At 70.6% G+C, this 26,769-nt stretch carries 28 protein-coding genes and 1 tRNA gene; 9 read left to right on the top strand and 20 right to left on the bottom strand.

Going from position 1 to position 26,769, the window contains the following annotated elements:
- Complete coding sequence (locus FYC51_RS17440) at nt 1-585, bottom strand: TetR/AcrR family transcriptional regulator (protein ID WP_238476439.1); 585 nt, start codon at nt 583-585, stop codon at nt 1-3.
- Between the two features lie 152 nt (nt 586-737).
- Between FYC51_RS17440 and FYC51_RS17435 the strand changes: the two genes are divergently transcribed.
- A complete protein-coding gene (locus tag FYC51_RS17435) occupies nt 738-1,319 on the top strand; it encodes a dihydrofolate reductase family protein (protein ID WP_148735019.1) in 582 nt (193 codons plus the stop codon).
- Nucleotides 1,320-1,572: 253 nt separating this feature from the next.
- Here FYC51_RS17435 and FYC51_RS17425 read toward each other — a convergent pair whose 3' ends face one another.
- The 7 genes from FYC51_RS17425 to FYC51_RS17395 form a co-directional block, all read right to left on the bottom strand.
- Nucleotides 1,573-1,950, bottom strand: a complete 378-nt coding sequence (locus FYC51_RS17425; protein ID WP_148735017.1) for a hypothetical protein — start codon at nt 1,948-1,950, stop codon at nt 1,573-1,575.
- Nucleotides 1,951-2,136: 186 nt separating this feature from the next.
- Nucleotides 2,137-2,565, bottom strand: a complete 429-nt coding sequence (locus FYC51_RS17420) for a cupin domain-containing protein (RefSeq protein ID WP_148735016.1) — start codon at nt 2,563-2,565, stop codon at nt 2,137-2,139.
- A gap of 83 nt (nt 2,566-2,648) precedes the next feature.
- On the bottom strand, nt 2,649-3,593 hold the full coding sequence (locus FYC51_RS17415) for a hypothetical protein (protein WP_148735015.1): 945 nt from the start codon (nt 3,591-3,593) through the stop codon (nt 2,649-2,651).
- Between the two features lie 38 nt (nt 3,594-3,631).
- Nucleotides 3,632-4,078 (bottom strand): hypothetical protein, encoded by a 447-nt coding sequence (locus FYC51_RS17410; RefSeq protein ID WP_148735014.1) that lies wholly within the window; start codon nt 4,076-4,078, stop codon nt 3,632-3,634.
- A 138-nt stretch (nt 4,079-4,216) separates the two neighbouring features.
- The gene (locus tag FYC51_RS17405) at nt 4,217-6,595 is read right to left on the bottom strand and encodes an ATP-binding cassette domain-containing protein (RefSeq protein WP_148735013.1); all 2,379 of its coding nucleotides are present in this window, start codon (nt 6,593-6,595) and stop codon (nt 4,217-4,219) included.
- 88 nt (nt 6,596-6,683) lie between these two features.
- Complete coding sequence (locus FYC51_RS17400; protein WP_148735012.1) at nt 6,684-7,094, bottom strand: VOC family protein; 411 nt, start codon at nt 7,092-7,094, stop codon at nt 6,684-6,686.
- A 10-nt stretch (nt 7,095-7,104) separates the two neighbouring features.
- A complete protein-coding gene (locus tag FYC51_RS17395; protein ID WP_148735011.1) occupies nt 7,105-7,569 on the bottom strand; it encodes a helix-turn-helix transcriptional regulator in 465 nt (154 codons plus the stop codon).
- Nucleotides 7,570-7,775: 206 nt separating this feature from the next.
- Here FYC51_RS17395 and FYC51_RS17390 point away from each other — a divergent pair, with 206 nt between their 5' ends.
- Both FYC51_RS17390 and FYC51_RS17385 read left to right on the top strand, forming a co-directional pair.
- The gene (locus FYC51_RS17390; RefSeq protein ID WP_148735010.1) at nt 7,776-8,678 is read left to right on the top strand and encodes a TerC family protein; all 903 of its coding nucleotides are present in this window, start codon (nt 7,776-7,778) and stop codon (nt 8,676-8,678) included.
- Between the two features lie 125 nt (nt 8,679-8,803).
- Entirely contained in the window at nt 8,804-9,421 is a 618-nt protein-coding gene (locus tag FYC51_RS17385) for an HdeD family acid-resistance protein (protein ID WP_148735009.1), read from the top strand.
- 73 nt (nt 9,422-9,494) lie between these two features.
- Here FYC51_RS17385 and FYC51_RS17380 read toward each other — a convergent pair whose 3' ends face one another.
- Nucleotides 9,495-10,262 (bottom strand): SDR family oxidoreductase, encoded by a 768-nt coding sequence (locus FYC51_RS17380; protein WP_148735008.1) that lies wholly within the window; start codon nt 10,260-10,262, stop codon nt 9,495-9,497.
- Between the two features lie 142 nt (nt 10,263-10,404).
- Between FYC51_RS17380 and FYC51_RS17375 the strand changes: the two genes are divergently transcribed.
- The 4 genes from FYC51_RS17375 to FYC51_RS17360 all read left to right on the top strand — a co-directional run bounded on the left by FYC51_RS17375 (nt 10,405) and on the right by FYC51_RS17360 (nt 13,046).
- The gene (locus FYC51_RS17375) at nt 10,405-10,872 is read left to right on the top strand and encodes an NfeD family protein (protein ID WP_238476484.1); all 468 of its coding nucleotides are present in this window, start codon (nt 10,405-10,407) and stop codon (nt 10,870-10,872) included.
- Entirely contained in the window at nt 10,869-11,837 is a 969-nt protein-coding gene (locus FYC51_RS17370; protein WP_148735006.1) for an SPFH domain-containing protein, read from the top strand. The genes FYC51_RS17375 and FYC51_RS17370 overlap by 4 nt, the downstream gene beginning before the upstream one ends.
- Before the next feature lie 5 nt (nt 11,838-11,842).
- Nucleotides 11,843-12,595: a glycerophosphodiester phosphodiesterase family protein gene (locus FYC51_RS17365; protein ID WP_238476438.1), complete on the top strand. Its 753-nt coding sequence runs from the start codon at nt 11,843-11,845 to the stop codon at nt 12,593-12,595.
- Nucleotides 12,596-12,680: 85 nt separating this feature from the next.
- Nucleotides 12,681-13,046 carry an RNA polymerase-binding protein RbpA gene (locus FYC51_RS17360; protein ID WP_148735004.1) on the top strand — a complete coding sequence of 122 codons (366 nt, stop codon included), beginning with the start codon at nt 12,681-12,683 and terminating at the stop codon, nt 13,044-13,046.
- Here FYC51_RS17360 and lnt read toward each other — a convergent pair.
- The 9 genes from lnt to FYC51_RS17315 all read right to left on the bottom strand — a co-directional run bounded on the left by lnt (nt 13,043) and on the right by FYC51_RS17315 (nt 23,066).
- Complete coding sequence (lnt, locus tag FYC51_RS17355) at nt 13,043-14,599, bottom strand: apolipoprotein N-acyltransferase (RefSeq protein ID WP_148735003.1); 1,557 nt, start codon at nt 14,597-14,599, stop codon at nt 13,043-13,045. The two genes, FYC51_RS17360 and lnt, sit on opposite strands and share 4 nt — an antisense overlap.
- Nucleotides 14,600-14,629: 30 nt before the next feature.
- Nucleotides 14,630-17,062, bottom strand: a complete 2,433-nt coding sequence (locus FYC51_RS17350) for a DEAD/DEAH box helicase (protein WP_148735002.1) — start codon at nt 17,060-17,062, stop codon at nt 14,630-14,632.
- 9 nt (nt 17,063-17,071) lie between these two features.
- On the bottom strand, nt 17,072-17,824 hold the full coding sequence (gene tatC, locus FYC51_RS17345) for a twin-arginine translocase subunit TatC (protein WP_148735385.1): 753 nt from the start codon (nt 17,822-17,824) through the stop codon (nt 17,072-17,074).
- Nucleotides 17,825-17,874: 50 nt separating this feature from the next.
- Nucleotides 17,875-18,153 (bottom strand): Sec-independent protein translocase subunit TatA, encoded by a 279-nt coding sequence (gene tatA / locus FYC51_RS17340; RefSeq protein WP_148735001.1) that lies wholly within the window; start codon nt 18,151-18,153, stop codon nt 17,875-17,877.
- 121 nt (nt 18,154-18,274) lie between these two features.
- The gene (locus FYC51_RS17335) at nt 18,275-19,270 is read right to left on the bottom strand and encodes a helix-turn-helix transcriptional regulator (RefSeq protein WP_148735000.1); all 996 of its coding nucleotides are present in this window, start codon (nt 19,268-19,270) and stop codon (nt 18,275-18,277) included.
- Complete coding sequence (locus FYC51_RS17330; RefSeq protein ID WP_238476437.1) at nt 19,270-20,289, bottom strand: helix-turn-helix transcriptional regulator; 1,020 nt, start codon at nt 20,287-20,289, stop codon at nt 19,270-19,272. Before FYC51_RS17330 ends, FYC51_RS17335 begins: the two co-directional genes overlap by 1 nt.
- Before the next feature lie 49 nt (nt 20,290-20,338).
- Nucleotides 20,339-21,286, bottom strand: a complete 948-nt coding sequence (locus tag FYC51_RS17325) for an FKBP-type peptidyl-prolyl cis-trans isomerase (protein WP_148734998.1) — start codon at nt 21,284-21,286, stop codon at nt 20,339-20,341.
- A 44-nt stretch (nt 21,287-21,330) separates the two neighbouring features.
- Nucleotides 21,331-22,395: a tRNA (adenine-N1)-methyltransferase gene (locus FYC51_RS17320; protein WP_148734997.1), complete on the bottom strand. Its 1,065-nt coding sequence runs from the start codon at nt 22,393-22,395 to the stop codon at nt 21,331-21,333.
- Nucleotides 22,392-23,066 (bottom strand): HAD family hydrolase, encoded by a 675-nt coding sequence (locus tag FYC51_RS17315; RefSeq protein WP_222863299.1) that lies wholly within the window; start codon nt 23,064-23,066, stop codon nt 22,392-22,394. The genes FYC51_RS17320 and FYC51_RS17315 overlap by 4 nt, the downstream gene beginning before the upstream one ends.
- Nucleotides 23,067-23,142: 76 nt before the next feature.
- Between FYC51_RS17315 and FYC51_RS17310 the strand changes: the two genes are divergently transcribed.
- On the top strand, nt 23,143-24,084 hold the full coding sequence (locus FYC51_RS17310) for a PAC2 family protein (protein ID WP_238476436.1): 942 nt from the start codon (nt 23,143-23,145) through the stop codon (nt 24,082-24,084).
- Nucleotides 24,085-24,172: 88 nt separating this feature from the next.
- Here the strand turns inward: FYC51_RS17310 and FYC51_RS17305 are convergent, their stop codons facing one another.
- Both FYC51_RS17305 and FYC51_RS17300 read right to left on the bottom strand, forming a co-directional pair.
- Nucleotides 24,173-24,991, bottom strand: a complete 819-nt coding sequence (locus FYC51_RS17305; protein WP_148734995.1) for an undecaprenyl-diphosphate phosphatase — start codon at nt 24,989-24,991, stop codon at nt 24,173-24,175.
- Nucleotides 24,992-25,058: 67 nt separating this feature from the next.
- The gene (locus FYC51_RS17300; protein WP_148734994.1) at nt 25,059-26,393 is read right to left on the bottom strand and encodes a M20/M25/M40 family metallo-hydrolase; all 1,335 of its coding nucleotides are present in this window, start codon (nt 26,391-26,393) and stop codon (nt 25,059-25,061) included.
- A gap of 106 nt (nt 26,394-26,499) precedes the next feature.
- Here FYC51_RS17300 and FYC51_RS17295 point away from each other — a divergent pair.
- Nucleotides 26,500-26,583, top strand: a tRNA-Leu gene (locus FYC51_RS17295).
- Nucleotides 26,584-26,769 lie beyond the last annotated feature (186 nt).

Below are 26,769 nucleotides of genomic sequence, written 5' to 3'. Positions count from 1 at the left end.
TCAGGCGAGCGGGGCGCGCGTCTCGTAGCGCGCGACCATCGTCCGGGCCGCTTCGTCCACCACCCGCTGGGTCTCCGCCTGGGTGAGCGACCAACCGACGTGCACGAGGCGAGGCCAGAAGACGACGGTGGCGATCATGCCGAGGAACTGCGTCGCCGCCATGTCCGGGTCATCCACCTGTGCGCTTCCCGCAGCGCTCTCCGCGCGGAAGTAGCGACCGAGCGCCGCGAGGACGGGCAAGGTTCCGAAGTCGAACGTTCGCGCGCGCAGTTCGGGGAACCTGGGGGACTCGGCGATCACGGTCCGGATGAGCTCGGCCACGCGGGGCCTGGACAGCAGCTCCGCATACGCGCGGCCCAGCATGACGAGACCCGCATGGAAGGCTCCGGGTGGCGGGAGCTCGATCGTCTCGTCGGGCGAGTCACCCGCCGCGAGCACCGTCGCCTCGAAGAGGGCGGCCTTCGTCGGGAACTGCTTGAACAGCGTCGCCTTGGAGACTCCCGCGCGCTCCGCGACCCGCGCCAGCGAGGTCCGGTCGTAGCCCGACTCGAGGAACAGGTCCGTGGCCGCGTCGAGGATCGCCACGCGGTTCGCCGCAGCGATCCGTCGATGGTAGGCCGAGGGTTCGGGTGACATGGATCCAGTCTGCCATGAGGTGAGTCGGTTGACTCACCACGAAACGCTCGGTAGAGTCGAAGTGGTGAGTCACTTGACTCACCACTACGGAAGGAGGGGTGATGGCACGCGTCATCGTTCACGCGACCGTGACACTCGACGGCTTCATGGCCGACGCGGATGGGGGGATCGACTGGATGTTCGACGTTCCGGCGGCTCCTGAGGACGAAGTGGTCGTACGGCGGGTCATGGACGAGATCGGCGCGGTGGTCGGGGGAGCGAACCGGACGCAGACCATCGAGGACGGCGAAGTGCCGTACGGGGGAATGCTGAAGGTCCCGGTGTTCCTGATGACCCGGAGCGCGCACGAACCCGTGGAGCGGGACGGCATCACGTACACCTTCGTGGTCGACGACATCGAGCAGGCGGTCGAGTCCGCCAAGGCGGCGGCGGGGGACAAGTGGGTCAGCCTCTTGGGCGGCAGCATCTCGAGGCAGTGCCTCGAACGTGGACTCGTCGACGAGCTCCACCTCGACATCGTGCCGATCCTGCTCGGCGGCGGCATCTCCCTGTTCGCCGGCCTGGGACAGCGCATCGACCTGGAGCGCCTCGAGACCTCGGCGTTCGCCGGCGAGACCCACCTCCGCTACCGCGTGCTCTCCCCGGAGGGGAGCGGGCGAGCAGGGATCCCATCCACGGCGTGAACGGATCGGAGGTCGTCGGTTGTCACACGGACGGGTCCCAGGCTGCGAGCTGATCGAAGATGCGAGGGTCGCCTTCGAACTCCAGCGAATCCAGCGGAATGCGGCCGTAGAAGAACAGGACCAGGTCGCTTGCCGTGCCCCGCGCGGAGACGTCGGTCCGTGACCCAGGCGGCACGCTAAACCGACATAATGTGCATTATCGGCGCTTGTTCACGTGAGCCGATGTCAGCTGCCCACCAGCCGCAGCGAAGGATCAGCCGGACAGGCTGGACAGGCACAGCGTGGCGTCGGCCGTGTCCGTCGTCAGCAGCTCCGCCGACTCGGTGCTGATCCGCTCGACAGCTGCGAGGTCGTCGACCTTCGCCTGAAGGTTGCTCAGCTTGACCACGGCGTCCGTCGTCTTGCCGGCCTCGGCGAGCGCCGCGGTGTCGCCGACGATCTTCAGGAGCCCGGCGCGCTCCTTGTCGACCTTCCCGCCGGTGATCGGCACCGAGGACAGGTCGCTGGAGAGCTGGGTGAGCTCGGCGGCGCACGGCGTCTCGGAGTCGGCGATGGCGGCGGATCCGCCGGCGACCGCCAGCGTCGATGCGAGGAGCGCGCCTGCGAGCACGGCCGGAAGTCGAGTGAGCACTGTGGTCCTCCTGGGGTCGGATGCGGGTGTCGGGTACGGCGATCCTAAGCGCCGCGCGGCCACGGCCAACGCCGCGCGTCGGGGCTTGACACGGCGCATCCGGATGCCCTCCGGATCAGTGACCGACCCGGACATCAGTTGCTCGCGCTCGAGCCGCGTCGGCGAGACGGATCGGTGCGACCCGCCTCACCAGGGCATCGGGCGATCGACGGCCCGCTCCGAGTCATCCGGGAACTCCGGCAGCTCGGTTCCGCCTGCCCGGATGCACAGCCAGCGCAGCTGCTCCGAACCGTCGGGCGCGCAGCGCCACGTGCGCCAGACGCCCTGGCCGACCCGCACGAGCGTGCCGGCGTGCACGTCGACGACCTCGTCGTCGAGCCCCATCTGGCCGTCGCCCGCGAGGAAGACGTACAGCTCCTCGACACGGGCGTGCCGATGCCAGTAGCCGGCTTCCTCGCCGGGCTCGAGCGCGTTCGCCGTCAGTCCGATGTACTGCATCGTGAGCTCGTGGTCCACGACGCGTCGGCCGTTGCGTGAGCTCTCGGGTCGGAATCCGCCGTGGTGCGTGCGCCAGTCGTCGAGTCCGCCGATCTCCAAGACCTCGTAGTCCGTCACGTCTCCCACGATAGGGCGCCCGCTCCCCTGTCCGTGTCCGCGGCGGCGGGAAAGCGCTTGCCCAGCGCTTCCGGACGATCCCCTCACCCGCAGATGGCCGCGATCGCCGGCTGGCAGTCGTTCGGCTCGTTCCCGTTCACGCGAGTGAGCCGAAGTGTCGTCACCGCGTTCTCCTGGTAGATGCCGCCACCGGTGGCGGTTCCCCCGGGCGCGCTGACGGCGTTGTGCTGCACGCGACTGGTGGTGAGCGACGCCGTGCCGAAATTCGCGAGGCCACCGCCGACGGCGACGCCACCCGTGGGACCGACCGACGAATTGCCGCGGAGCGCGCTGTTGACGAGCGACAGGCTCGCCCCGGTGTTGTTCGTGATGCCGCCGCCGACCGCTGCGGTGTCACCCGCGGCGAGGTTGTCGCGCACGATCGAGTTGATGAACGAGGCCGTGCCGCCGTTGACGATCCCGGCTCCGCCGACGATCGATCCGCTGCCCGCCGCGGTGTTCTCGAACACGCGACTGTCGACCAGCGTCAGGGTGCCGAGATTGAGGATGCCGCCGGCGCAGATCGCCGCACCTCCATCGGGGCAGTCGACCGCACTCCCCCCGCTGATGCTGCCGTTCAGCATCGTCAGCGCTCCCCCGTTCGCAACCTGGAGGATTCGGAAGGCCGGGGCATCCGTGGTTCTCGAGATCTTCGCGTCGACGATGGTGAGGCCGCTCGTGACGGTGGGCAGGCCCGTTCGGCTCGACGAGCCGGCGGGAACTTCGGTGAGTACGAAACGGCCCGCCGCCTGCAGGGTGTCGGCACCGTCGCCCGCCCGGCACGCGTCGCGCGGCGCATCGGTGTTCGCTGCGATGATCGCCTCCACCAGTGAGCAGTTGCCGTTGACGGCGTCATCGACCGCACCCGGCGTCACGCGAATGAACGCACCCGGTTGCGGGACGGCGCTCGGCTGCGGGACGGCGCCGGTCAGCCCGACGACGGCCACGGATGCCGCGACCGCCGCGTGGATCGCCAGACGCCAGCTCATGCGCGACTCCGCTGCTCGGGGCCAGGAACGAGCCCGGATCAGCGATCCGACCCCTCGATCCGGGCCTTCTTCCAGTTGCTCGTGCACTCGAGCGTGACCGTGAACGTTCCGCTGCCGACGGACCAGTTCGTGAAGGAGCCCTCGATGGACTTGACGGCGACGAACTCCTTCATCCCCTCGATCCGGCGCTCAGACGAGGTCGCCACCACGAGCGTCGCGACCGAGGGCGCCGTGTCGATGATCACGCCCAGCGGGAGGATGCGGTCGTTCGAGAACTTCTTGTCGGTGAGATACGGGAAGTCCGCCGGGCACGCTCCGCTGAATCGGGCGTTGGCCCAGAGCCCCTCGTACCGGACGGAGTAGATCTGCACCCGGATGACCTCGGGATCGCTCGGCGGGTCGGCCGCAGCCGGTGCCGCGACGGCTCCGGCGAACAGCATCCCGAGCCCCGCTCCGACCGCCAGCAGCTTTCGATACCTGGACATACGACATCCTCCCCCGATGCAATGGCCCGCCCGTGATCGCCCGGGCAGCGCCCGACCGCCAGTATGCTCCGAGTTCGCGACGTTGTCTTCCCTTGCGTGTCACCTCGGCTGCCGCATGCCGGTGCACCGAACCGCGGGTCAGGCGCCCACGTAGTCGGCGAGGTGCTCGCCGGTCAGGGTCGATCGAGCGGCGACCAGGTCGACGGGGGTGCCCTCGAACACGATCCGCCCGCCGTCGTGACCGGCGCCCGGCCCGAGGTCGATGATCCAGTCCGCGTGCGCCATCACCGCCTGGTGGTGCTCGATCACGATCACCGACTTCCCGGCGTCAACGAGGCGGTCGAGCAGGCCGAGCAACTGCTCCACGTCCGCGAGGTGCAGGCCGGTCGTCGGCTCGTCGAGCACGTAGACGCCGCCCTGCTCCCCCATGTGCACCGCGAGCTTCAGGCGCTGCCGTTCGCCGCCCGAAAGGGTCGTGAGAGGCTGCCCGATCGTGAGGTAGCCGAGCCCGACATCGGCGAGCCGCTGCAGGATCGTGTGCGCAGCCGGGATCCTGGCCTCGCCCGCGCCGAAGAACTCCGCCGCCTCGTCCACCGACATGGCCAGCACCTCGCTGATGTCGCGGCCGCCCAGCCGGTAGTCCAGCACGGACGCGTCGAACCGCTTGCCGCCGCACACCTCGCACACCGACGACACGGTCGCCATGGGTCCGAGGTCGGTGTAGACGACGCCGTTGCCGTTGCAGTTGGGGCAGGCGCCCTCGGAGTTCGCGCTGAAGAGCGCCGGCTTCACGCCGTTCGCCTTGGCGAACGCCTTGCGGATCGGCTCGAGCATGCCCGTGTAGGTGGCCGGATTGCTGCGGCGGGACCCGCGGATGGCGCCCTGGTCGATCGAGACGACGCCATCGCGGCCCGACACGGAACCATGGATGAGCGAGCTCTTGCCCGAGCCGGCGACGCCGGTCACGACCGTGAGCACGCCGAGCGGGATGTCGACGTCGACGCCCTGGAGGTTGTTGGCGTCGGCACCGCGCACCTCGAGCGCGCCCGACGGCGTGCGGACCGAGGGTTTGAGCGCGGCACGGTCGTCGAGATGCCGGCCGGTCAGCGTGCCGCTCCGGCGCAACTCGTCGACGGTCCCCTCGAACACGATCTCGCCGCCGCCGGCGCCGGCGCGCGGGCCGAGGTCGACCACGTGGTCGGCGATCTCGATCGCCTCGGGCTTGTGCTCGACGACGAGGACCGTGTTCCCCTTGTCGCGCAGCTGCCGGAGCAGGTCGTTCATACGCTGGATGTCGTGCGGGTGCAGCCCCACCGTCGGCTCGTCGAAGACGTACGTGACATCCGTCAACGACGACCCGAGGTGCCGGATCATCTTCGTGCGCTGCGCCTCGCCACCCGACAACGTGCCCGACGAGCGATCGAGCGAGAGGTAGCCGAGCCCGATCTCGACGAACGAGTCCATGAGCTGCTGCAGGTTCGCGAGCAGCGGCGCGACCGTCGGCTGGTCGAGGCCGCGCACCCACTCCGCGAGATCGCTGATCTGCATGGCGCACGCGTCGGCGATGCTGATGCCGTCGATCTTGGACGAGCGGGCGCCCTCCGCGAGTCGCGTGCCGCCGCACTCGGGACAGGCGGCGAACGTCACCGCCCGCTCCACGAACGCGCGGATGTGCGGTTGCATGGCGTCGAGGTCCTTGGAGAGCATCGACTTCTGCACCTTGGGCACGAGGCCCTCGTAGGTGAGGTTGATGCCGTTGATCTTCACCTTCGTCGGCGACTTGTACAGGAAGTCGTGCAGCTCGGCCTCGGTGAACTGCTCCACCGGGGTGTCGCCGTCGAAGAACCCGGACTCCGCGTACAGGCGGGTCGACCATCCGTCGGCCGTGTACCCGGGCACCGTGATCGCCCCCTGGTTCAGCGACCTCGTCGCGTCGAAGAGCTGGCCGAGGTCGATGTCGGAGACCGTCCCCATGCCCTCGCAGCGGGGACACATGCCGCCGAGCTGGGTGAAGTCGATGGACTTCTGCTCGCCGCCCTCCACCGTGATCGCGCCGCTCCCCTGGACGGTCGGGATGTTGAAGGAGAACGCCTGCGGCGAGCCGATGTGCGGGCGCCCGAGGCGGCTGAACAGGATGCGCAGCAGGGCGTTCGCGTCGGTCACGGTGCCGACCGTGGACCGGGCGTTCGCGCCCATGCGCTCCTGGTCGACGATGATCGCCGTCGTCAGTCCCTCGAGCACATCGACGTCGGGCCGGGAGAGGCTCGGCATGAAGCCCTGCACGAACGCGCTGTACGTCTCGTTGATCATGCGCTGCGACTCCGCTGCGATGGTCTCGAACACGAGCGAGCTCTTGCCTGAGCCCGAAACGCCCGTGAAGACGGTGAGCCGGCGCTTGGGGATGGCGACGCTGACGTCCTTGAGGTTGTTCTCGCGCGCACCCTGCACGCGGATGAGGTCGTGGCCGTCGGCCGGGTGCGACCCGTTCGTCGTGTGTTCGGTCGTGGTGATCGTCATCGGTTCTCCATGCGGTGGACGTGGTCTGTGCCATGCGGGAGGTCCTGCACGGCGTCCGTGCAGGACCTCGAGTCGCGGCCGGCAGTGCTCAGCGGGGCTCCTGGATCCTGACCATGTTGCCGGCGGGGTCGCGGAACGCGCAGTCGCGGACGCCGTAGGGCTGGTCGATGGGCTCCTGGGCGACTTCGGCGCCGCTCGCCTGCACCTGCTCGAACGTGCCGTCGACGTCGGCGGTGGCGAGCACGATGCTCGCGAACGTGCCCTTCGCCATCATCTCGGCGATCGTGCGGCCCTCGTCTTCGGTGACGCCGGGGTCGGCGGTCGGCGGATAGAGCACGACCGAGGTGCCGGGCTGGCCGCTCGGGCCGACGGTGATCCACCGCATCCCCTCGTACCCGACGTCGTTGCGCACCTCGAACCCGAGGACGTCGCGATAGAAGCCGAGCGACGCCTCGGGATCCGTGTGCGGGAGGAACGTGTACTGAATCGTGATGTCCATGTGCGCCACGCTACTGCCGCCGTCCGGCGGCCGCTTCTCGATTCCTGACCGGTCGCGCCACCCGCTTCGCCATGACCGACGGCACCCCGGCCATCACGGACGACACGCCCTCGACCGGGTGGCGCGCCTCGCGCTGGTAGACGCTCGGCGGCACGCCGACGAGCTCGGTGAACCGTGTGCTGAACGTGCCCAGCGACGAGCAGCCGACCTCGAAGCACACCTCGGTGACGCTGAGGTCGCCGCGCTGGAGCAGCGCCATCGCGCGCTCGATCCGCCGTGTCATCAGGTAGCTGTAGGGCGACTCGCCGTAGGCGCGCTTGAACTCGCGGCTCAGGTGCCCGGCCGACATGTTCACGCCGCGAGCGAGCGCGTCGACGTCGAGCGGCTTGGCGTACTCCCGGTCCATGCGGTCGCGGACGCGCCGCAGCAGCGCGAGATCTCGCAGGCGCTGCTCGTCAGCGGGACTGCTGTTCACCCCTCGATCGTGCCACGCCCCGCCGACGATGCCCACCCGGCGCGGACCCGCCGGCTGGGTCACGTCGGTGCTGTCCGCCGTGGGTGGCGGGGGCTCCAGCCCGACGCGACGTGAGGAGGCCGCGGAACCCGAGACGGATCGCGTCGGAGTCGCACGTCATCCGCACGGTGGAGGCGCGACTCCGCGGCATCCGCTAGGCATGGAGGATGGAGTTCTCCCTCGAGTTCACGCCCGACCTGCTCGCCGTCTTCCTCACGCTGTTCGTCCTCGAGGTGGTGCTCGGCGTCGACAACGTGATCTTCATCTCGATCCTCGCGTCGAAGCTGCCGGTGGAGCAGCAGGCGCGGGCGCGCAACCTCGGCCTCACGCTCGCGATGCTCATGCGCGTGCTGCTCGTGCTCTTCGCCGGCTGGATCATCACGCTGAAGGCCGACCTGTTCGTGATCGCCGGCATCGGCTTCTCGGGACGCGACCTCATCCTCATCGCGGGCGGGCTCTTCCTCGTCTACAAGGCGGTGCACGAGATCCACCAGAAGCTCGAGGGCGTCGAGGAGCACGGCGCGGGCGGTGCCGCACGCGCGACCTTCGGCTCCGTGATCTTCCAGATCCTGCTGCTCGACCTCGTGTTCTCGCTCGACTCGGTCATCACGGCCGTCGGCATGACCGAGAACCTCGTCGTCATCATCACCGTCGTCGTGCTCTCGTTCGGGCTCATGCTGTTCGCCGCGCGCTACATCTTCACGTTCGTCAACCGCCACCCGACCGTGAAGATGCTCGCCCTCGCGTTCCTCCTGCTCATCGGCGTGTTCCTCATCGCCGACGGCTTCGGGGTGAAGATCGACAAGGCGCTCATCTACGGCCCGATGGCGTTCGCGATCTTCGTCGAGGCGCTGAACCTCCTCGCCGCGTCGCGTCGCGCCAAGCGGCTCGGCACCGTCAGGGAGCCCGTGCGGCTGCACACCGGGTACCCCGTCGAGAACGAGGTCGAGGCCGTGCACGCGGCGACCTCGACGGGCCCCGAAGCTGGCGCCGTGCACCTGTCGCGACGTCCGGTCAGCGGCGTCGTGACCGACCACGACGGGCACGAGGAGCCACGCGGACTGGGCTGATCGCTACTCCCCGTCACGCGACGACACGGGAGGACGCGCGCACTCACATCCGACGCTCAGGTCCCGGCGAGGCATAGCCTGACCCTTGCAACGCCCCTCAGTCGTCGCCTCAGAAAGGACATCCCATGTCGACGCCGCAGTCCAGTACGGTCTTCGCCGCCTTCTCGCTCGACTCAGCGAACCTGTCGAAGTCCGCCATCAACACCGTCCGCGCGACCCTCGGCATCAGCGGGGTCATCGCCCTCATCGTGGGCATCCTCATCACGTTCTGGCCGAAGAACTCGGCGCTCGTGCTCACGGTCATCCTGGCCATCTACTTCGTCATCGCCGGGCTCGCCTACCTGGGCCTCGGCATCTTCTCCAAGGGCATCTCGGGCGGCGCCAGGACGCTCGACATCATCCTCGGCCTGCTGTTCCTCATCGGTGGCGTCATCGCCCTGTTCAACGTCCAGACGGCGGCGGCGGCCCTGGCCGTGTTCCTCGGCATCCTGATCGGAATCCTGTGGATCGTCGAGGGCGTCGTGGCGCTCGTCCAGTCGGGCGACTCGCCGTCGCGCGGGTGGACGATCTTCTTCGGCATCCTGAGCGTCGTGGCCGGCATCATCGTGCTGTTCTCGCCGCTCTGGGGCGCCGTCGTGCTGTTCGTCATCGCGGGCATCGCGCTGATCGTGCTCGGCATCATCCAGATCGTGCGCGCGTTCACGTTCGGTCGTGGCGCGGGCGGAGCGGCCGCGACGGCATAGCGCCGCGGCATCCGACGACGAAGGCCGGTCCGGAGCGCACAGCGCTCCGCGACCGGCCTTCGTGTCGTGCGGCTCAGGCCTCGGGTGCGAATCCCGAGGTGTCGCCCACGTAGCGGGTGTTGCCGGCCGGGATCGGCTCGGCGACGGCGGACGCGACCTCGGCCGCGAACTCCGAGACGTTGTAGAGCCGGCCCGCGTCCTCGCGGCGCGCGGCGATCGCACCGGGGTTGGCGCGCTCGAGCAGCGTTGCGGTGATGGTGCCCTCGATCATGTCGCCCGACACGACCACGAACTCGATGCCGGATGCCGCGAACTCGGGCAGCTTCGCCCGCAGCGCGTCCTCGCCGGCCCGCTTCGAGAGCGCGACGGGCTCGTACTCGGGCATGGTCGGGGTCGTTCGGATGAAGTGCGCCTGGTGGCTCGTGACGAAGACGATGCGCGCGCCCTCGGCGAGATGCGGCAGCGCGCCCTCGACGACGTTGACCTGCGCGTCGCGGTTGAGCCGCATGGCGTAGTCCCCGCCCAGGCCGGTCTCCATGCCGCCCGACGCGTTGAGCACGAGGATGTCGATCGGTCCGAGCTCGGCGACGGTGCGCTCGAACATCTCGGCCACGGACGCCGGGTCGGTGAGGTCGGCGCCCACGGCGATCGCCCGGCCGCCCGCCTCGGTGATGTCGGCGACGACCTTCTCGGCGCGCGGCGCCTTGCTGCGGTAGTTGACGACCACGGCGGCGCCCGCCGCCGCGAGGTAGCGGGCCGTGTCGGCGCCGATCCCGCGCGACGAGCCCGTGACGAGGGCGACGCGACCGTCGAGCGATCCGGGGGCGAGTGGGTTGGTCACGGCGGGGACTCCTCGTGGCTTTCTGGGACGGACCGATGGGTCCTGGCGATGCGCCGAACCGAGACTATCAACTCACCCGTCGCGGCATCCGCCCTGCTAGTTTCGAAGCGGGGACGCGTGCGAAGGAGACCATGACTTGGATGTGCTGACGCAGTACGCATGGATCGTCTGGCTCGTCCTGATCCTCGTGTTCGCGACCATCGAGGTCTTCACGCTCGAGATGACGTTCCTCATGCTCGCGCTCGGCAGCGTCGCCGGCCTGCTCTCAGGGCTGTTCGGCATCCCGTGGTGGGCGCAGTTCATCATCGCCGCGGTGGTGGCCGTGGCCCTCATCCTCACGCTCCGACCGTCGCTGCTGCGGCTGCTCAGGCGCGGCGGCGATCCCGCGCGCAGCAACATCGACGCGCTCATCGGCGCCGACGGCGCGGTCGTGCGCACGGTGACACCCGTGGGTGGCCAGGTCCGCCTCCAGAACGGCGAGGTGTGGACGGCGCGCCTCTCCCCCATCACCGAGCAGGCGGATGTCGCCGTGGGCGAGCGCGTGCTCGTCACGGGCATCGATGGTGCGACGGCCGTCGTCGTGCCCGTTGAGAGGAGCACCCCGCAGTGATCGACGCCGGCACCATCATCATCGCGGTCGTCGTCCTGGCGATCGTCATCTTCGTCATCGTCGTGCTGGCGAAGTCGATCCGCATCATCCCGCAGGCCTACGCGGGCATCGTCGAGCGGCTCGGCCGCTACCACAAGACGCTCATGCCGGGCCTCAACGTGCTGGTGCCGTTCATCGACCGGCTCCGTCCGCTCGTCGACATGCGCGAGCAGGTGGTGTCGTTCCCGCCGCAGCCCGTGATCACCGAGGACAACCTCGTCGTCTCGATCGACACGGTCGTCTACTTCCAGGTCACCGACGCGCGGGCCGCGACGTACGAGATCGCGAACTACCTCGGCGCCGTCGAGCAGCTCACGACGACGACGCTGCGCAACGTCGTCGGCGGGCTGAACCTCGAAGAGGCGCTCACCTCCCGCGACAACATCAACGGCCAGCTGCGCGTCGTGCTCGACGAGGCCACCGGCAAGTGGGGCATCCGCGTCTCCCGCGTCGAGCTGAAGGCGATCGACCCGCCCCTTTCCATCCAGGACTCGATGGAGAAGCAGATGCGCGCCGAGCGCGACCGCCGCGCACTCATCCTCACCGCCGAGGGCACCAAGCAGTCGCAGATCCTCACCGCAGAGGGCGCCCGGCAGGCGGCGATCCTCCAGGCCGAGGGTGACGCGAAGGCCGCGGTGCTCCGCGCACAGGGCGAGGCGGAGGCGATCCTCACGGTGTTCGATGCCATCCACAAGGGCGACCCCGACCCGAAGCTGCTCGGCTACCAGTACCTGCAGATGCTGCCGCAGCTCGCCGAGGGCGCGTCGAACAAGCTCTGGATCATCCCCAGCGAGCTCACCGAGGCGCTGAAGGGCATCGGCACGGCGTTCACGCCGCCGGGTGCGCCGACGGATGCCGCACCGACCCGGTCGACGGATGCCTCGACGACCCGGCCGCCGGGTGCGCCGTCGCCCGAACGACACTGAGCCGCGTGGCCTCGACCTACCTCGATCCGCCCGCGCCGCGGGTGCTGGCGCACCGCGGGCTGGCGCTCGACGCACCCGAGAACACGATGCTCGCATTCTCGGAGGCGGTCGAGATCGGGGCGTCGTACCTCGAGACCGACGTGCACGTGTCGCACGACGGCGTCGCCGTGATCTCGCACGACCCGAGCCTGCGGCGCGTGGCCGGGCATGACCTCCGGGTCTCCGACCTCACGATGGACGAGCTGCGCCGGATCGACCTCGGACACGGCCAGGGGTACTGCACCCTCGAGGAGGCGCTCGACGCCTTCCCGCAGACGAGGTTCAACATCGACATCAAGGTGGAGGGCGCGCTCGCACCCGCCGTCGCCGTGCTCCGACGCACGGGGGCGGGGTCGCGCGTGCTGCTCACGAGCTTCACCGACGGCCGGCGGCGGCGCGCCGCGCGCCTCGTCGTCGACGCCGTGAGCTCGCCCGGCCGTGCCGGAGTCATCCGCTCCCTCATCGCCGCCCCCTTCGGCCCCGCGGCGCTGGCGTGGGCCGTTCGCGGTGCCGTGGCGTTGCAGGTGCCCGAGCGCGTCGGGCCGCTCCGAGTGGTCACGCGCGCCTTCGTCGAGCGTGCGCACCGCGCCGGTCTCGAGGTGCACGTGTGGACGGTGAACGACCCCGCGGTCATGGCGCGTCTGCTCGACCTCGGCGTCGACGGCCTCGTGACCGACCGCGCCGACCTCGCCCTTCCCCTCGTCGAGGCGCGTACCTGAGAATTCCCCGGCAATCCCCCAGTCGGTGGCAAGGGAATGCCCAGCTTGGTCGTTTATACCTGTAGACGATCGAGAGGAGTACGCCATGGCGGACCGGAGCCTTCGGGGCATGCGTATCGGCGCCCAGAGCCTGCAGAGTGAGGACGGCGTGGTCTTCGCCGACCGTGCCGACTACACCTACCGCTGCGAGGCGTGCGGTCGCGAGACCGTGATGACCTTCTCGACCGAGGCGGAGCTCCCCGAGACCTGGGAGTGCCGCTACTGCGGCGCCGCCGCGACCCTGCTCGTGGACTCGAAGCCGGTCGAGATCGATCGCTCGGGCGAGAAGGTCGCCCGCACCCACTGGGACATGCTGCTCGAGCGCCGTACCCGCGCCGAGCTCGAGGAGCTCCTCGAGGAGCGCCTCGCCTACCTGCGAGCCCGTCGCGGCCAGCAGAAGATCGGCGCCTAGCCCTCGCCGTCACCCTCCCCGACGACCTCGCGACGTGAACGTCGCGTGATCACGCCTGCGGCGATGAGTCCGCCGAGCGATCCCGAGACGATGAGCAGCGGGACCGCGCCGCCGAGCACGACCGAGGGCGTGAGGCCCTCGCGCAACTCCACGTCGGTGACCATGGCGCCCGGCTCGTAGGCCGGCAGCGCGTCGATGGTGCGCCCGCTCGGGTCGATCACCTGGCTCGTGCCCACCGTGGAGATGTTCACGACCGACCGGCCCGTCTCGATGGCGCGCAGGCGCGCGATCGCCAGCTGCTGCTGGTTCTCGTCGGTGCCACGGAAGTCGGCGTTGTTCGTCTGGAACATGTAGAGGTCGGCGCCGTCGCGCGCGCCCTCCCAGATGAGCTCGTCGTAGATCACGTCGAAGCAGATCGCCAGGCCCGTCACCGCGTCGCCGAGGTCGAACACCGGCGGGTTCGTGCCCGGGGTGTAGCCACGTTGGATGAGCCCGGTGAGGTCGCCCGCGATCGCGTCGTAGAACCAGCGGTCGGGGATGTACTCGCCGAACGGCACCGGGTTGCGCTTGTCGTAGCTCGCGACCGCGCCCTCACCGGCGCGCCAGAGCAGCGACGTGTTGAAGAACTCCGCGCCGTTCGTGGTCACCGTGTTGAGCACGACGGGCGCGTCGAGCTGCTCGCTGAGATCGTCGAAGATGTCTGCGACGTCGGGGCTGCGTGTCGGGTCGATGTCCGACCCGCCCTCGGGCCAGAGCAGCACGTCGATGTCGGGCTCGTCGAGGATCGGCTCGGTCGCCTCGAGCTGGGCCTCGAGCACGTCGCCGGGTTCGCGCTCGTCGAAGTACCCGGCCGGACCGTTGCCCTGGACGCTCGCCACGCGCAGCTCCCCCGTCGTCGTGGTCGGCCACGCCGGCACGAGGATCGCCACGAGCGCCAGCGCCGCCACCGGCACCGCGGAGCGCAGGTCCTGCCAGCCACGCAGGCGCACCCATTCGATGACCCCGGCCACGAGCGCGACCATGATGAACGACAGGCCGGTCGACCCGACCCACGACACGACATCGGCGAACGGGCTCTCCGACTGGCTCTGCGCGGCACGGCCCCACGGGAATCCGCCGTAGGGAATGGTGCCCGTGGCCGCCTCGCGCACGCACCACAGCCCCGCAACGAGCAACGGGAGCCAGATGAGGCGCACCCACCGCGATGAGCTCGCCCGTGGCACCCAGCGGTAGGCGAGCGTGATGAGCACGGCGCCGCCCGCGACGAAGAACGACTCGAAGATCGACAGGGCGAGCCAGGGCACCGGCCCGAGGTACAGCGCCGTCCACGACACCTGCTGCAGGTAGAACGCCACGCCGAACGCGAAGCCGACGAGCGCGGCCGACCAGCCGCTGCGGCCGATCAGGCTGACGAGCGCGAGCGCGATCCCGACGAAGGCGAGCGGCCAGATGCCGGCGCCCGGGAACCCGAGGTCGTAGAGGAGCCCACCGGCGATCGCGGCGAGGAGTGCGACCCACAACGGCAGCAGCGGACGCGGGTCGTTCTCGGGCACCAGCTCAGCCTAGGCGACGATCCCGGCCGTTCACGCGACCGACCCGTAGGCCACCACGCCGCGCCGCACGGCGTCGATCGCCGCCCGCGCAGTCGCGCCGAGCTCGGCGTCGGCGACGATCGAGACCTGGTCGAGCAGGTCGACCACCTGCTTGGTCAGGCGCACGAAGTCGCCGGCCGCGAGGTCGGTGTCGTCGAGCACGGTGCCGAGGCCCGCACCGCCCGCCCAGGCGTGCATGGCGAGGGCCAGCGCGGGCGACGGCTGGTCGCTCCCCGTGAGCCGGTGGTCGCGTTCGAGGTCGTCGAGGCGGCTCCACACGTCGGTGGTCGCGTCGAACGCCGCACGGAACCGGCCGCGGGGCATCCGGTAGTCGACGCCGCGGTCGTCGCGGCGCGGCTCGTAGACGAGCGCAGCCGCCATCGCGGCGATCGACGGCACGTCGAGGCCGTCCCACAGGCCCTGTCGCAGGCACTCGGCCACGAGCAGGTCGCGTTCGCCGTAGATGCGCTTCAGGATACGGCCCGCCGACGTCGAGACGAGCGATCCCTTCGCGTCGCGCTCGAGGTAGCCGAGCTGCTCGAGCACCTCGGTCACGCGGTCGAACCGCTTCGCGACCTGGCCGGTTCGGGTGCGGATCTGCCGCGAGAGCTGGTCGTGCTCCTGCTTGAGGCGCCACCACCGCTCGGCCCAGCGCGCGTGCTGCTCGCGCTCGGCGCAGCCGTGGCAGGGATGCGCCCGCAGCTGCTTGCGCACCGCGACGAGCTCGCGCTGCATCCGCTCGCGCTGCGCGTGCGTCGGATTGCCCTTGGACGACTGGCGCTCGAGCTCGCCGATGCGTCGCCGGATCGCGGCGTAGTCCGCGAAGTCGCCGAGGTGGCACCGCATGGCCTCGTCGTAGCCCGCCATCGACTCCTCCTGCTTGCGGAGGGTGCGCGCGAGGTCGACGACCGCGCGGTCGGCCTGGAACTGCGCGAACGACAGCTCGAGGATCTGGCGCGTGCGCTCGCGTCCGAACTGGTCGATGAGGTTGACGGCCATGTTGTAGGTCGGCTTGAAGCTCGAGTTCAGCGGGTAGCTGCGACGCGACGCGAGCGCGGCGACCGCCTCGGGGTCGAGCCCGTCGGCCCACTGGATGACGGAGTGGCCCTCGACGTCGATGCCGCGGCGTCCGGCGCGGCCCGTGAGCTGCGTGTACTCCCCCGGCGTGATCGGCACGCGCGCCTCGCCGTTGAACTTCTCGAGCTTCTCGAGCACCACCGACCGGGCGGGCATGTTGACGCCCAGCGCCAGCGTCTCGGTGGCGAAGACCACCTTCAGGAGCTTCAGCTGGAACAGCTCCTCGACGACCTCCTTGAAGGCGGGCAGCATCCCGGCGTGGTGCGCAGCGACGCCGCGCTGGAGGCCCTCGATCCAGTCCCAGTAGCCGAGCACGGCGAGATCCTCGTCCCGCAGCATCCGGGCCCGTTCCTCGACGATCGCGCGGATCTCGTCGCGCTCCTCGGTGTCGGTGAGCCGGATGCCGGAGCGGAGCACCTGGCGGACGGCCTGGTCGCAGCCCGCCCGCGAGAAGATGAACACGATGGCGGGGAGCAGGTGCTTGCCGTGCAGCAGGTCGACGACGTCGGGGCGCTCGATGCGCCCGCTCGGCTGGCCCTGCTGGTGGAACCGGCCGCGGTCGCTCCCGCGCCGTCCGCGTGCGGAGCGCGACGAGATCGACCGTCCGCCGGTGCGCGCCAGGCGCTGCAGCTCGGGATTGACCCGGTTCGTGGCCGCGAGGCCCGACGAGTCGAACAGGTCGAGGAGCTTGCCCTTCACGAGCACGTGCTGCTCGAGCGGCACGGGACGCTCCTCGGAGACGATCACGTCGGTGTCGCCGCGCACGGCCTGCAGCCAGTCGCCGAACTCCTCGGCGTTCGACACGGTCGCCGAGAGCGAGACGAGTCGCACCGCCTCGGGGAGGTGGATGATGACCTCCTCCCACACCGCGCCGCGGAACCGGTCGGCGAGGTAGTGCACCTCGTCCATCACGACGTAGGCGAGGCGGTCGAGCAGCGGCGAGTCGGCGTAGAGCATGTTCCGCAGCACCTCGGTGGTCATCACCACGATGCGCGCGCCCGAGTTCACGTTCGTGTCGCCCGTGAGCAGGCCCACCTGGTCGGCGCCCCACTCGTCGGCGAGCTCCTGGAACTTCTGGTTGCTGAGCGCCTTGATCGGGGTCGTGTAGAAGACCTTCGCCTTCGGCTCCTGCATGGCGAGGAACACCGCGAACTCGGCGACCACGGTCTTGCCTGCGCCCGTCGGCGCGGCGACGAGGACGCTGCGGCCCTCGTCGAGCGCGGCGCATGCGGCCTGCTGGAACGGGTCGAGGTCGAACTTCAGTCGTGAGGCGAACTCGGCGAGGCGGGGCTTGCGGCGCTGCTCACGCGAGATCGCGTACCGCTCGGCCGGGGAAAGGGTCTCCACCCCTCCAGCCTAGACAGCGGCTCCGAACTCCACGCGGTTGCGGCGCTCGACACGGCGGTCGTGCAGGTGCGCGATGAACCACGCGCCGAAGTACAGCGCGATCATCGGGATCGCGAGCATGAACATCGAGATGATGTCGGCCGAGGGTGTCGCGATGGCCGTGAACAGCACGATCACGAGGATCGCCACGCGCCACGACTTGATGATCGCCTTCGCACTGATGATGCCCGCGAAGTTCAGCAGCACGATGAACACCGGCACGACGAATGCGATGCCGATCGCCACGACGAGCTTCAGGACGAAGTCGATGTACTCCTTCGCCGTGAGCAGGGACTCGGCGCCGTCGGGCACGAAGCTCGTCATGAGCTTCACGATGTTCGGCAGCACGAACCACCCGGCCGCGCAGCCGGCGAAGAAGAGCGGGATGGCGGTGGCGAAGAACGCCAGGGTGAACTTGCGCTCGCGCGTGTTCAGCCCGGGCACGAGGAATGCGAAGATCTGGTACAGCCAGACGGGGGCCGAGATCACGATGCCCAGCGTGAACGCGATCTGCAGGCGCAGGTCGAACGCGCTCGAGATCGTCGGGAAGATGATCGCCGTGTCGCTGCCCTGCGCCTCGGCGACCCGCTCGACCGGCTCCTGGATGGCCTGCCAGACGAAGGCGTCGGTCAGCCACCATCCGAGCGCCATGCCGACGACGATGGCGATGGCCGAGATGAAGAGGCGCTTGCGCAGCTCGATGAGATGCGCGCCCAGCGACATCCGCTTCTCGCGGTTCTTCTCCCCGCGATCCTTCACCGCGGACATCGGGGTCAGCGGCTCTTGCCGGTATCGGCCTCGTCGGTCTTGGCCTGGCCGCCCGCGACGTCGGACGTCGCCGGAGTGCTCGTCGCGGTGGTGCTCGACGTGGTGCCGTCGGCCGCCTCCGCGTCAGTCGCCGCTCCGTCCTTCTCGGGACGGACCTCGCTCTTGAGGATCTTCATCGACTGCCCGAGGCTGCGGGCGAGCGCCGGGAGCTTCGGCGCGCCGAAGAGCAGCAGGATGACCACGAGGATGATCAGCGCGTGCCAACCAGTGAAGCCTTGCCACATAGGTGTTCGTCCGTTCTCGGGGGGATCGTGCGGCCAGTCTACCTGCCGAACCCCCTATGCGAGACAATCGCGGTCCGAGCGGCTCCCCCGCCCGCCCGACGCGCGTCGCTCCAGCAGTGCGTCAGCGGGGGCCGGCGGATGCCTCGCGGTCGCCGTAGCCCGCGAGGCCGGCGGCGGCCCACTCGGCGACCGCCGCGCGCGCCTCGGCCGGGGCGACGACCGTCACGAGGCCGGGCAGGCCCGCGACGAGGCGCTTCAGCCCGTGGACGTGCGCGAGCCGCAGCGTGACGCGCAGGCGCCCGTCGATCTCGCGCGTGCTCGAGTCCGCGAGGTAGTCCGCGAGCAGGGGCAGCGCAGACGGCTCGACGTCGACGATGACGTCGAGGTCGGACTCCGAGCCCTGGAACAGGGTGTCGGGCACCGCGCGACCCGAGTGGTCGCCGATCGGCTCGTCGGTGAGCACGAGGTCGCTCATGCGGTCGACGCGGAAGTTCCGCACGTCCTCTCGCGTGTGGCAGTACGCCTGCAGGTACCAGTCCGCGTCCTGCGAGATGATCCGCAGCGGATCGGCACGGCGGCGGCCCCGCTCGCCCCTGGCGTTGAGGTAGTCGAACTCGAGCTGTCGGCCCTCGGCCACCGCCTCGCGGATCAGCGCGAGCGACGCGTCGGCCTCGGTCTCGGCGACGGCGAGCCGGCTCGGCGCGGCCGAGGCACCCGCGGTCAGCTTCGCCATGAGCGAGGCGAGCGACGCGCTGCCGGCGTTCTCGGGCGAGGCCGAGAGGTACTGCAGCCCGGCGATGAGCGCGGCCGCCTCGCGCGCGGAGAGCCGCGGCGCGTCGTCGATCGCGACGTGGTGCACGACGATGACGACGTCGTCCTCCTCGAACGAGTCCCAGTCGATGTCGAACAGGTCGTTCGGCTGGTACGTGCCGGTCTCCCCCGGCAGTCCGGAGGTCGCGATGAGCCGCACGGCGTCGCGGATCTCCTCCTCGGTCATGCCGAAGTGCTGCGCCGCCTCGGAGACGTCGACGACACGCCGCTCGAGCAGGTACGGCACGAACGAGAGCAGGAAGACGAGCTTGTCGGGCGCCTTGAGCGGCTTCTGGCGCTTCGCCATCACGCGACTCCCCCGTTCCGGTGCGCGGCCACGACCGCCTCCAGCCGGACGCGTACCGCCTCGCGCAGCGGCGCGGGACCGATGACGCGCACTTCGGGGCCGTAGGCGGCGATCTCGTCGGCGAAGACCGCGGCATCCGTGTAATGCAGCCGGATGACCCCGGCGTCCTCGTCGCGCAGCACCGCCCGCTTGCCGAGGCGCACCTCGGCGTCGCTGCCCGCCGTGACCGCGAGGTCGGCGGCGTTCTGGAGCCGCAGCTCGTCGAGCTCGGCGAGGATGCGGTCCTGGATGCCGGGCGGCGGCGCGTCGAACGTGAGGCCCGGCACCGGCTCGACGGCGCCGACGATGCGCGACAGCAGGAAGGTGCGCGGGCCCTGCGCGTCGCGGTCGAAGGCGTGCAGGTGCCAGCGGCCCTCGTGCAGCACGACCGCCAGGGGGTTCACCGTGCGCTCGCGCGGTGCGGCCTCGCCCGGCTTGAAGTAGCGGAAGCGCACGACCTGCCGGCGGTCGAGGGCCTGGCGCAGCGGCTCGAACGCGGCATCCCGCACCCGAAGTCGGGGTGCGTAGCCGATGACCGGTTCGCGCGGCTCGATGCCGAGCGAGCGCAACTTGGTGAGCGCGCGCTGCGAGTCGGCCGAGAGGGACGCCTCGCGCCAGACCTCGGCGGCGAGGCCCAGCAGTGCGAGCTCGTCGGGAGTGAACCGCACCTCGTCGGGCAGGTCGTACTGGCCCTTCGGGATGCGGTAGCGCAGGGCCTGGTTGTCGCCGGGGCGGTCGGGCGACTCCACGGTCTCGAGCGGGATGCCGAGCTCGCGGATGTCGTCCTTGTCTCGCTCGAACTGCCGCTCGAGGTTGGCGTTCTGGCCGGACTCGTCGTACCGCTCGGCGTAGCCGCGCACGGTCGAGAGGATCTCGGACTTCAGCAGCCCGGTCTCGGTCGCGAGGAGCGCGAGCACGAGGCTGAAGAGCCGATCTTCGACGGGGATCCGCTGCTCGCCCGTTCGTCCTCCACCAGCCACACGAGCGATCATACTGAACCGCGGGCGGCGTCAGGCCGCCGTCGCCGGCTCAGATCACGCCCAGGACGTCGATCACGAAGAAGAGCGTGGAATTCGCCGGGATCTGGGAGTTCCCCTGCTCGCCGTAGCCTTCGGACGGCGGGATGATGACGCCGACCTGCGAGCCCACCTGCTGCCCGATGAGGGCATCCGCGAAGCCCGGGATGACCTGGGCGTCGTCGCCCTTCGTCACGACGAACGTTGCCGGGGCGCCGTTCTCCCACGTGGAGTCGAACACCGTGCCGCCGTCCCAGAGCACGCCCGTGTACTGCACGACGACCGAGTCGCCGTCTTCGATCGTCTCGCCGTTGCCCTGCTTCAGGACCTCGACCTCGGTGTGGTCCTTCGCGGGCGGGTCGTTGTCGGGCACCGTGATGCCGGGTCGGCCGTCGGGCGCGAGCACGACCGCCGGGAAGCCGTCGCGGCTGAGGCGCGGCGCACCGTCGGCTCGCGACGGGAACGCGCGGTCCACGTCGACGACGAGCACGAGGCTGTCGTCGGGCGAGATGTTGAGCGACGGGTTGCCCTCCTCGCCGAACCCGTCGGCCGGCGGAACGACGACCGCGACGCGGGAGCCGACCTTCGCGCACGACAGCGCCTTGTGCAGGCCGGGCAGGATGGCCGTCGAGTTGGTGACCGAGATGGGGTCCTCGTCACCGAAGCCCGCGACCTGCAGCTCCTCGCCCGTCGCGCCGTTGTAGACCGCGAGGCCGACGAGCGCCTGCTGCCCCTCCTGCAGGTACTCCCCCTCGCCCGCGATGACCTCGGTGCACTGCGTCTCCTCGGGCACGAGCGGCGTGGGGAACTCCACGCGGGGCTCAGCGCCGAAGTCGCCCTTCACCACGACGGCGTCGGACGACTGCCCCGGCGCCGCGTCGGGCGCGGGCGCGGTGGCGCAGCCGGACAGGGCGACGGCGACCAGGCCGGCGGTGGCGATGAGCGCGAGTGACGAGCGCACTGATCCTCGTTTCTTCGAAGGGGGAGCTTCGGGGCGTAGGTAGCCTACCCGCCGTTCCCGGTGGGTTCGGTGTCGGTGGTCGCGGGCGGGGCTGCCGGCTCGGCGACGTCGGCGGCCGCCGCGCCTTCGTCGGCGCGCGAGCGCTCGGCCGCGGCATCCGCTGCCCGGACGCGCTTGCGCAGCGCCTTGTCGCTCACGACGCGTTCCCCGAGGGCGCCGGGCGTCCAGACCTCGACGTCCTCCTCGCTGAAGTCGGTCTTCGACGGGCGGCGCTTGAGCTCGGGCAGCACGGTGCCCGGCGCGAGCCGGCGAGCCGTGATGAGGAATCCGGTGTGCGCGATCATGCGGTGGTCGGGCCGCACCGCGAGTCCCTGCACGTGCCAGCCGCGCACCATCGTCTCGTTCGACACGGGGTCGGTGTAGTGGCCCGTCGCCCGGATGGCCTCGGCGACGCGCGAGAGCTGCGTGGCGGTGGCGATGTAGCAGAGCAGTACGCCGCCGGGCTTCAGCGCCTCGGAGACGACGTCGATGCACTCCCACGGCGCCAGCATGTCGAGCACGACGCGGTCGACGGATGCCGCGGCCGCCTGCCGGGGCAGCTCCTCCGCCAGGTCGCCGAGCGTGATCGACCAGTTCTCGGGGTCGAAGCCGTGGAAGGTCGCGACGTTGCCACGGGCGACCTCGGCGAACTCCTCGCGGCGCTCGAACGACATGAGGCGGCCCTGCGGCCCGATGGCGCGCAGTAGCCAGAGCGACAGCGCGCCCGAGCCGACGCCGGCCTCCACGACCGTGGCGCCCGGGAAGACGTCGGCCTGCGCGAGGATCTGCGCCGCGTCCTTCGGGTACACGATGGCGGCGCCGCGCGGCATCGACATCACGAAGTCGCCGAGCAGCGGGCGCAGGGCGAGGTACTCGACGCCGACCTGGTTCGCGACGACCGAGCCGTCGGGCAGGCCGATGAGGTCGTCGTGCGCGATGGGTCCCTTGTGGGAGTGGAAGAGCTTGCCCGGCTCGAGCGTGATCGTGTGCATCCGGCCCTTGGGGCCCGTGAGCTGCACGCGGTCGCCCGGTCGGAAGGGTCCGCTGCGCTCTCCGCGGCTCTCGCTCATGCGCGGCCCTCGCGGACGGCGAGGAGCTCCGCGACATCCGACACCGTCTTGTCGGCGAGCGTCGGCCAGAGCACGTGGGCTGGCGCCTCGTCGAGGGCGAGGAAGTTCGGGACGCCGACGGTGACGGCCCCGGCCGACCACGCCGACGTGAGCCCCGCGGGCGAGTCCTCGATCGCGACGCAGTCGCGCACGTCGACCCCGAGCTCGGCTGCGGCGACGAGGTAGGGCTCGGGGTGCGGCTTGGGGTTCGCGACCACGTCGCCCGTGACGATCGCGTCGAACGCCTCGAACGGGATGGCCGCGATCACGTCGTCGGCCATCGAGCGGATCGACATGGTGACGAGCGCGGTGGGCACGGATGCCGTGCGCAGCGCCTCGAGGAGCTCGCGGGCGCCCGGGCGCCACGGCACGCCCTGCTCGACGAGCTGCTGCTTCACACGGCCCGTGAGGCGGTGGACGATCGTGTCGGCGTCGAGGTCGACGCCCGCGGCCTGGAACACGCGGGCGGACTCCCAGAGGCCCATGCCGACGAGGCCGAGACCGTCTTCATGCGTCCAGCGACCGCCGAAGGACTCGACGAGCTCCACCTCGGCCGCCATCCAGTACTGCTCGGTGTCGACGAGGGTGCCGTCCATGTCCCAGAGGACGGCGGCGGGAAGGCGAGTGGTCACAACCCGCAAGTCTACGGCCACGGCCTATTGTGGAGGGGACCCCGGTCCACCCGGGGCGGAGAGCGGGGCACCTTTGGTGGATCAGCGGGCCGGTTTCGAGGGCGGAAGGCTCCTCGTCGTCGCCTTCGAGGGCTGGAACGACGCCGGAGAGGCCGCGACCGGTGCCGCGAAGCTCCTCGCGGAGCGCCTCGGCCTCGTCGAGATCGCCGCGGTCGATCCCGAGCTGTACTTCGACTACCAGTTCACGCGGCCCACCGTGGCGGTCGGCGACGACGGCACGCGTCGGCTCGAATGGCCCGGTGCCGCGATCCTCGGCCCCGGCGGGCGCCCGGCGCCCGCCGACGAGGACCGCGTGACCGGCCCCGGCGCCGCCGCGCTGCACGTGCTGCTGGGCGCCGAGCCCGCGCGCAGCTGGAAGGGCTTCGCCGCCGAGCTCGTGGACGCGGCGCTCGCCGCCGACATCGAGGGCATCGTGCTGCTCGGCGCGATGCTCGCCGACGCCCCGCATACGCGCCCGCTCGCGGTGTTCGCGTCGAGCGAGAACCGCGAGGTGCGCGACGAGCTCGGCGTCGACCGCTCGAGCTACGAAGGGCCCGTCGGCATCCTCAGCGTGATCGCCGACCAGGCCGAGCGGGTGGGCATCCCCACGGTGTCGCTGTGGGCGTCGGTGCCGCACTACGTGCACAACGCACCCTCGCCGAAGGCCGTGCTCGCCCTGCTCGCGAAGCTCGAGGAGCTGACCGGGCTCAGCATCCCGCGCGGCTCGCTCGAGACCGAGGCCAAGGCGTGGGAGGCGGGCGTCGATGCGCTCGCCGCCGACGACGAGGACATGGCGGGCTACATCGCCCAGCTCGAGCAGGCGCGCGACGCGGTCGACGCGCCCGAGGCGAGCGGCGAGGCCATCGCGCGCGAGTTCGAGCGCTACCTGCGGCGTCGCGGCGACGGCCCCGAGGGCGGCCGGGCCGACGGTCGCGAGGGGCCGCGCGACGAGCCCTGGCGGCCGCGCGACGGGTCCTGAGCCGAGCGGATGCCGCGGCGGCATCCGTCATCGGACCGGCGTGCCGGCGCGGCATCCGTCATCGCGAGACGCCGCGCCGCGGCATCCGTCACGCGTCGATGGTGCCCGTCGCGAGGAGCGCGAAGATCGTGCCGCCGAGGAGGATGCGGTAGATCACGAACGGCAGGAAGCTGTGGCGTGAGATCCACTGCATGAAGAACGCGATCACGAGGATCGCGACGACGAACGCGACGAGGGTCGCCGCGGCCGTCTCGATGGGGCCGTACACCGCGGGCTCCCCCCAGCTCTTGAACAGCTGGTAGAAGCCCGAGCCGAACACGGCGGGGATCGCGAGCAGGAACGCGTACCGTGCCGCGGCCGCGCGCTCGTAGCCGAGGAACAGGCCCATCGTGATCGTGCCGCCCGAGCGCGAGACGCCCGGGATGAGCGCGAGCGCCTGCGCGAAGCCGAACAGGATGCCGTGCGGCACCGTGATCTGGTCGAGCGTGCGGCGCTTGGCGCCGGCCCAGTCGGCGAGTCCGAGGATGAGGCCGAACACGACGAGCATGGTCGCGACGATCCAGAGGGAGCGGAACACGGTCTCGATCTGGTCCTGGAACAGGATGCCGAGCACCACGATCGGGATCGAGCCGATGATGATCAGCCAGCCCATGCGGGCGTCGGGATCGTGCCGCGGGACGCGCCCGAACAGCGAGCGGAACCAGTGCGCGATGATGCGCACGATGTCGCGCCAGAAGAACACGACGACGGCGGTCTCGGTGCCGATCTGCGTGATCGCGGTGAAGGCGGCGCCGGGGTCCTGCGCATTCGGCAGGAACTCGCCGAGGATCCGGAGGTGCGCGCTCGAGGAGATCGGGAGGAACTCGGTGAGGCCCTGCACCAGGCCGAGGATGATCGCTTCGAGCACGTTGGGGAATCCGCCTTCCGCCGGCTCTCGCTGAGCGCCGGGAGTCGTCGTCGGTGAGCCGTCGGGGTCAGTAGTCGAGGAGCAGGTCCTCGAGCACCCGCCTTCCGAAGGATAGTGCGTCGAGCGGCACGCGCTCGTCGACGCCGTGGAACATGGCCGGGAAGTCGAGGTCGGCGGGCAGGCGCAGCGGCGAGAATCCGTAGCCCGCGATGCCGAGTCGGTGGAGCGACTTGTTGTCGGTGCCGCCCGAGAGCAGGTACGGGAAGACGGGTGCGCCGGGGTCGTGCCGGCCGAGCGATCGCGTCACGGCGTCGACGAGGGGTCCGCGGGTGGATGCCTCGAGCCCGACGTCCTTGTGCACGAACTCGATCTCGATGTCGTCGCCGATGATCTCGCGCACCTCGGCGAGCACGGCCTCCTCCTGCCCGGGGATCGTGCGGATGTCCACGAGCGCCTCCGCGCGGTCGGGGATGACGTTGTGCTTGTAGCCCGCGTCGAGGACGGTCGGGTTCGTCGTGGTGCGCAGCGTCGCGGTGATGAAGCCCGATGCGGAGCCCGTCGCGAGCGCGAGCTCGTCGGGCGAGACTCGCTCGGGGTCGACGCCGAGCGCGCCGGCGATCGCGCCCAGGAGCTCGCGGGTCGTGTCGGTGAGGTGCAGGGGCCACTCGGTGCGGCCGAGCCGGGCGATCGCCTCGGCGAGCCGGGTCACCGCGTTGTCGCGGATCAGGCGCGAGCCGTGCGCGGCCACGCCGCGGGCGATGAGCCGGACCCAGATGAGCGACTTCTCCCCCGTCTGCAGGAGGTACGCGCGCGTGCCGCCCACGGTGATCGAGTAGCCGCCGACCTCGCTGATCGCCTCGGTGGCGCCCGCGAAGAGCTCGGGGTGGTGGTCGACGAGCCAGCTCGCGCCGCGTCCGCCGCCCGCCTCCTCGTCGGCGAAGAACGCGACGACGAGCTCGCGCTCGGGCAGCGACCCGTTGCCGATGATGTCGGCGAGGGCCGTGAGGATCATGGCGTCCATGTCCTTCATGTCCACGGCGCCGCGGCCCCAGAGCATGCCGTCGCGGATCTCCCCCGCGAACGGGTCGACGCTCCAGTTGCGAGGGTCGGCGGGCACCACGTCGAGGTGCCCGTGCAGCACGAGTGCGGGCTTGTCGGGGTTGCGGCCCGGCACGCGGGCGACGACGCTCGTGCGGCGCGCCTCGGGCTCGAACATCCTCGGCTCGAGGCCCAGCGCAGCGAGCCTCGCCTCGACGTACTCGGCGGCCTCCCGCTCGCCCTTCGCGCGCCCCTCCCCGTGGTTGGTCGTGTCGAACCGGATGAGGTCGCGGGCGACCACCGCGGTCTCGTCGAGCTCGGTGCCGGAGTGGGTCGTCTGCGGGGCTGCGGGTGACTCGGCCATGCGTCTCACCGTAGCCCGCCGCCGTGGCGGCGCGTGTACGAGGCGCCCCGGATTCCGTGCTAGTGTCTTCTCTCGGGCCTGCGGGAGACTGCGGGGCCGACACAACGCGCGGGTGGCGGAAATGGCAGACGCGCTAGCTTGAGGTGCTAGTGCCCTAACGGGCGTGGGGGTTCAAGTCCCCCCTCGCGCACGCGTTGCGAAGAAGGCCGGATCATCATGATCCGGCCTTCGTTCGTTTCCGGGCGGATGCCGCGTGTCGACGCGCTGCAGGGTGCGGGTGTCGGCGGCATCCGTACACTCGTGCCCGGCCGACGCGACACGCCGATGTCCCCGGAACGCGGGGTGGACGGGTGGCCCCCGCGACTTGCCGGATTCG

Origin of the sequence: Agromyces mariniharenae (assembly GCF_008122505.1) — a bacterium.
In the GTDB taxonomy this organism is placed as follows: Bacteria; Actinomycetota; Actinomycetes; order Actinomycetales; family Microbacteriaceae; genus Agromyces; species Agromyces mariniharenae.
This window is presented reverse-complemented; position numbering and strand designations above follow the sequence as displayed.

Coding starts and splice junctions, on each gene's coding strand:
- FYC51_RS17435 (WP_148735019.1), top strand. CDS start 738: ATGGCACGCGTCATCGTTCACGCGACCGTGACACTCGACGGCTTCATG.
- FYC51_RS17415 (WP_148735015.1), bottom strand. CDS start 3,593: ATGAGCTGGCGTCTGGCGATCCACGCGGCGGTCGCGGCATCCGTGGCC.
- FYC51_RS17410 (WP_148735014.1), bottom strand. CDS start 4,078: ATGTCCAGGTATCGAAAGCTGCTGGCGGTCGGAGCGGGGCTCGGGATG.
- FYC51_RS17405 (WP_148735013.1), bottom strand. CDS start 6,595: ATGACGATCACCACGACCGAACACACGACGAACGGGTCGCACCCGGCC.
- FYC51_RS17400 (WP_148735012.1), bottom strand. CDS start 7,094: ATGGACATCACGATTCAGTACACGTTCCTCCCGCACACGGATCCCGAG.
- FYC51_RS17390 (WP_148735010.1), top strand. CDS start 7,776: ATGGAGTTCTCCCTCGAGTTCACGCCCGACCTGCTCGCCGTCTTCCTC.
- FYC51_RS17385 (WP_148735009.1), top strand. CDS start 8,804: ATGTCGACGCCGCAGTCCAGTACGGTCTTCGCCGCCTTCTCGCTCGAC.
- FYC51_RS17360 (WP_148735004.1), top strand. CDS start 12,681: ATGGCGGACCGGAGCCTTCGGGGCATGCGTATCGGCGCCCAGAGCCTG.
- tatC (WP_148735385.1), bottom strand. CDS start 17,824: ATGTCGCTGGGCGCGCATCTCATCGAGCTGCGCAAGCGCCTCTTCATC.
- tatA (WP_148735001.1), bottom strand. CDS start 18,153: ATGTGGCAAGGCTTCACTGGTTGGCACGCGCTGATCATCCTCGTGGTC.
- FYC51_RS17335 (WP_148735000.1), bottom strand. CDS start 19,270: ATGGCGAAGCGCCAGAAGCCGCTCAAGGCGCCCGACAAGCTCGTCTTC.
- FYC51_RS17320 (WP_148734997.1), bottom strand. CDS start 22,395: ATGAGCGAGAGCCGCGGAGAGCGCAGCGGACCCTTCCGACCGGGCGAC.
- FYC51_RS17300 (WP_148734994.1), bottom strand. CDS start 26,393: ATGGCCGAGTCACCCGCAGCCCCGCAGACGACCCACTCCGGCACCGAG.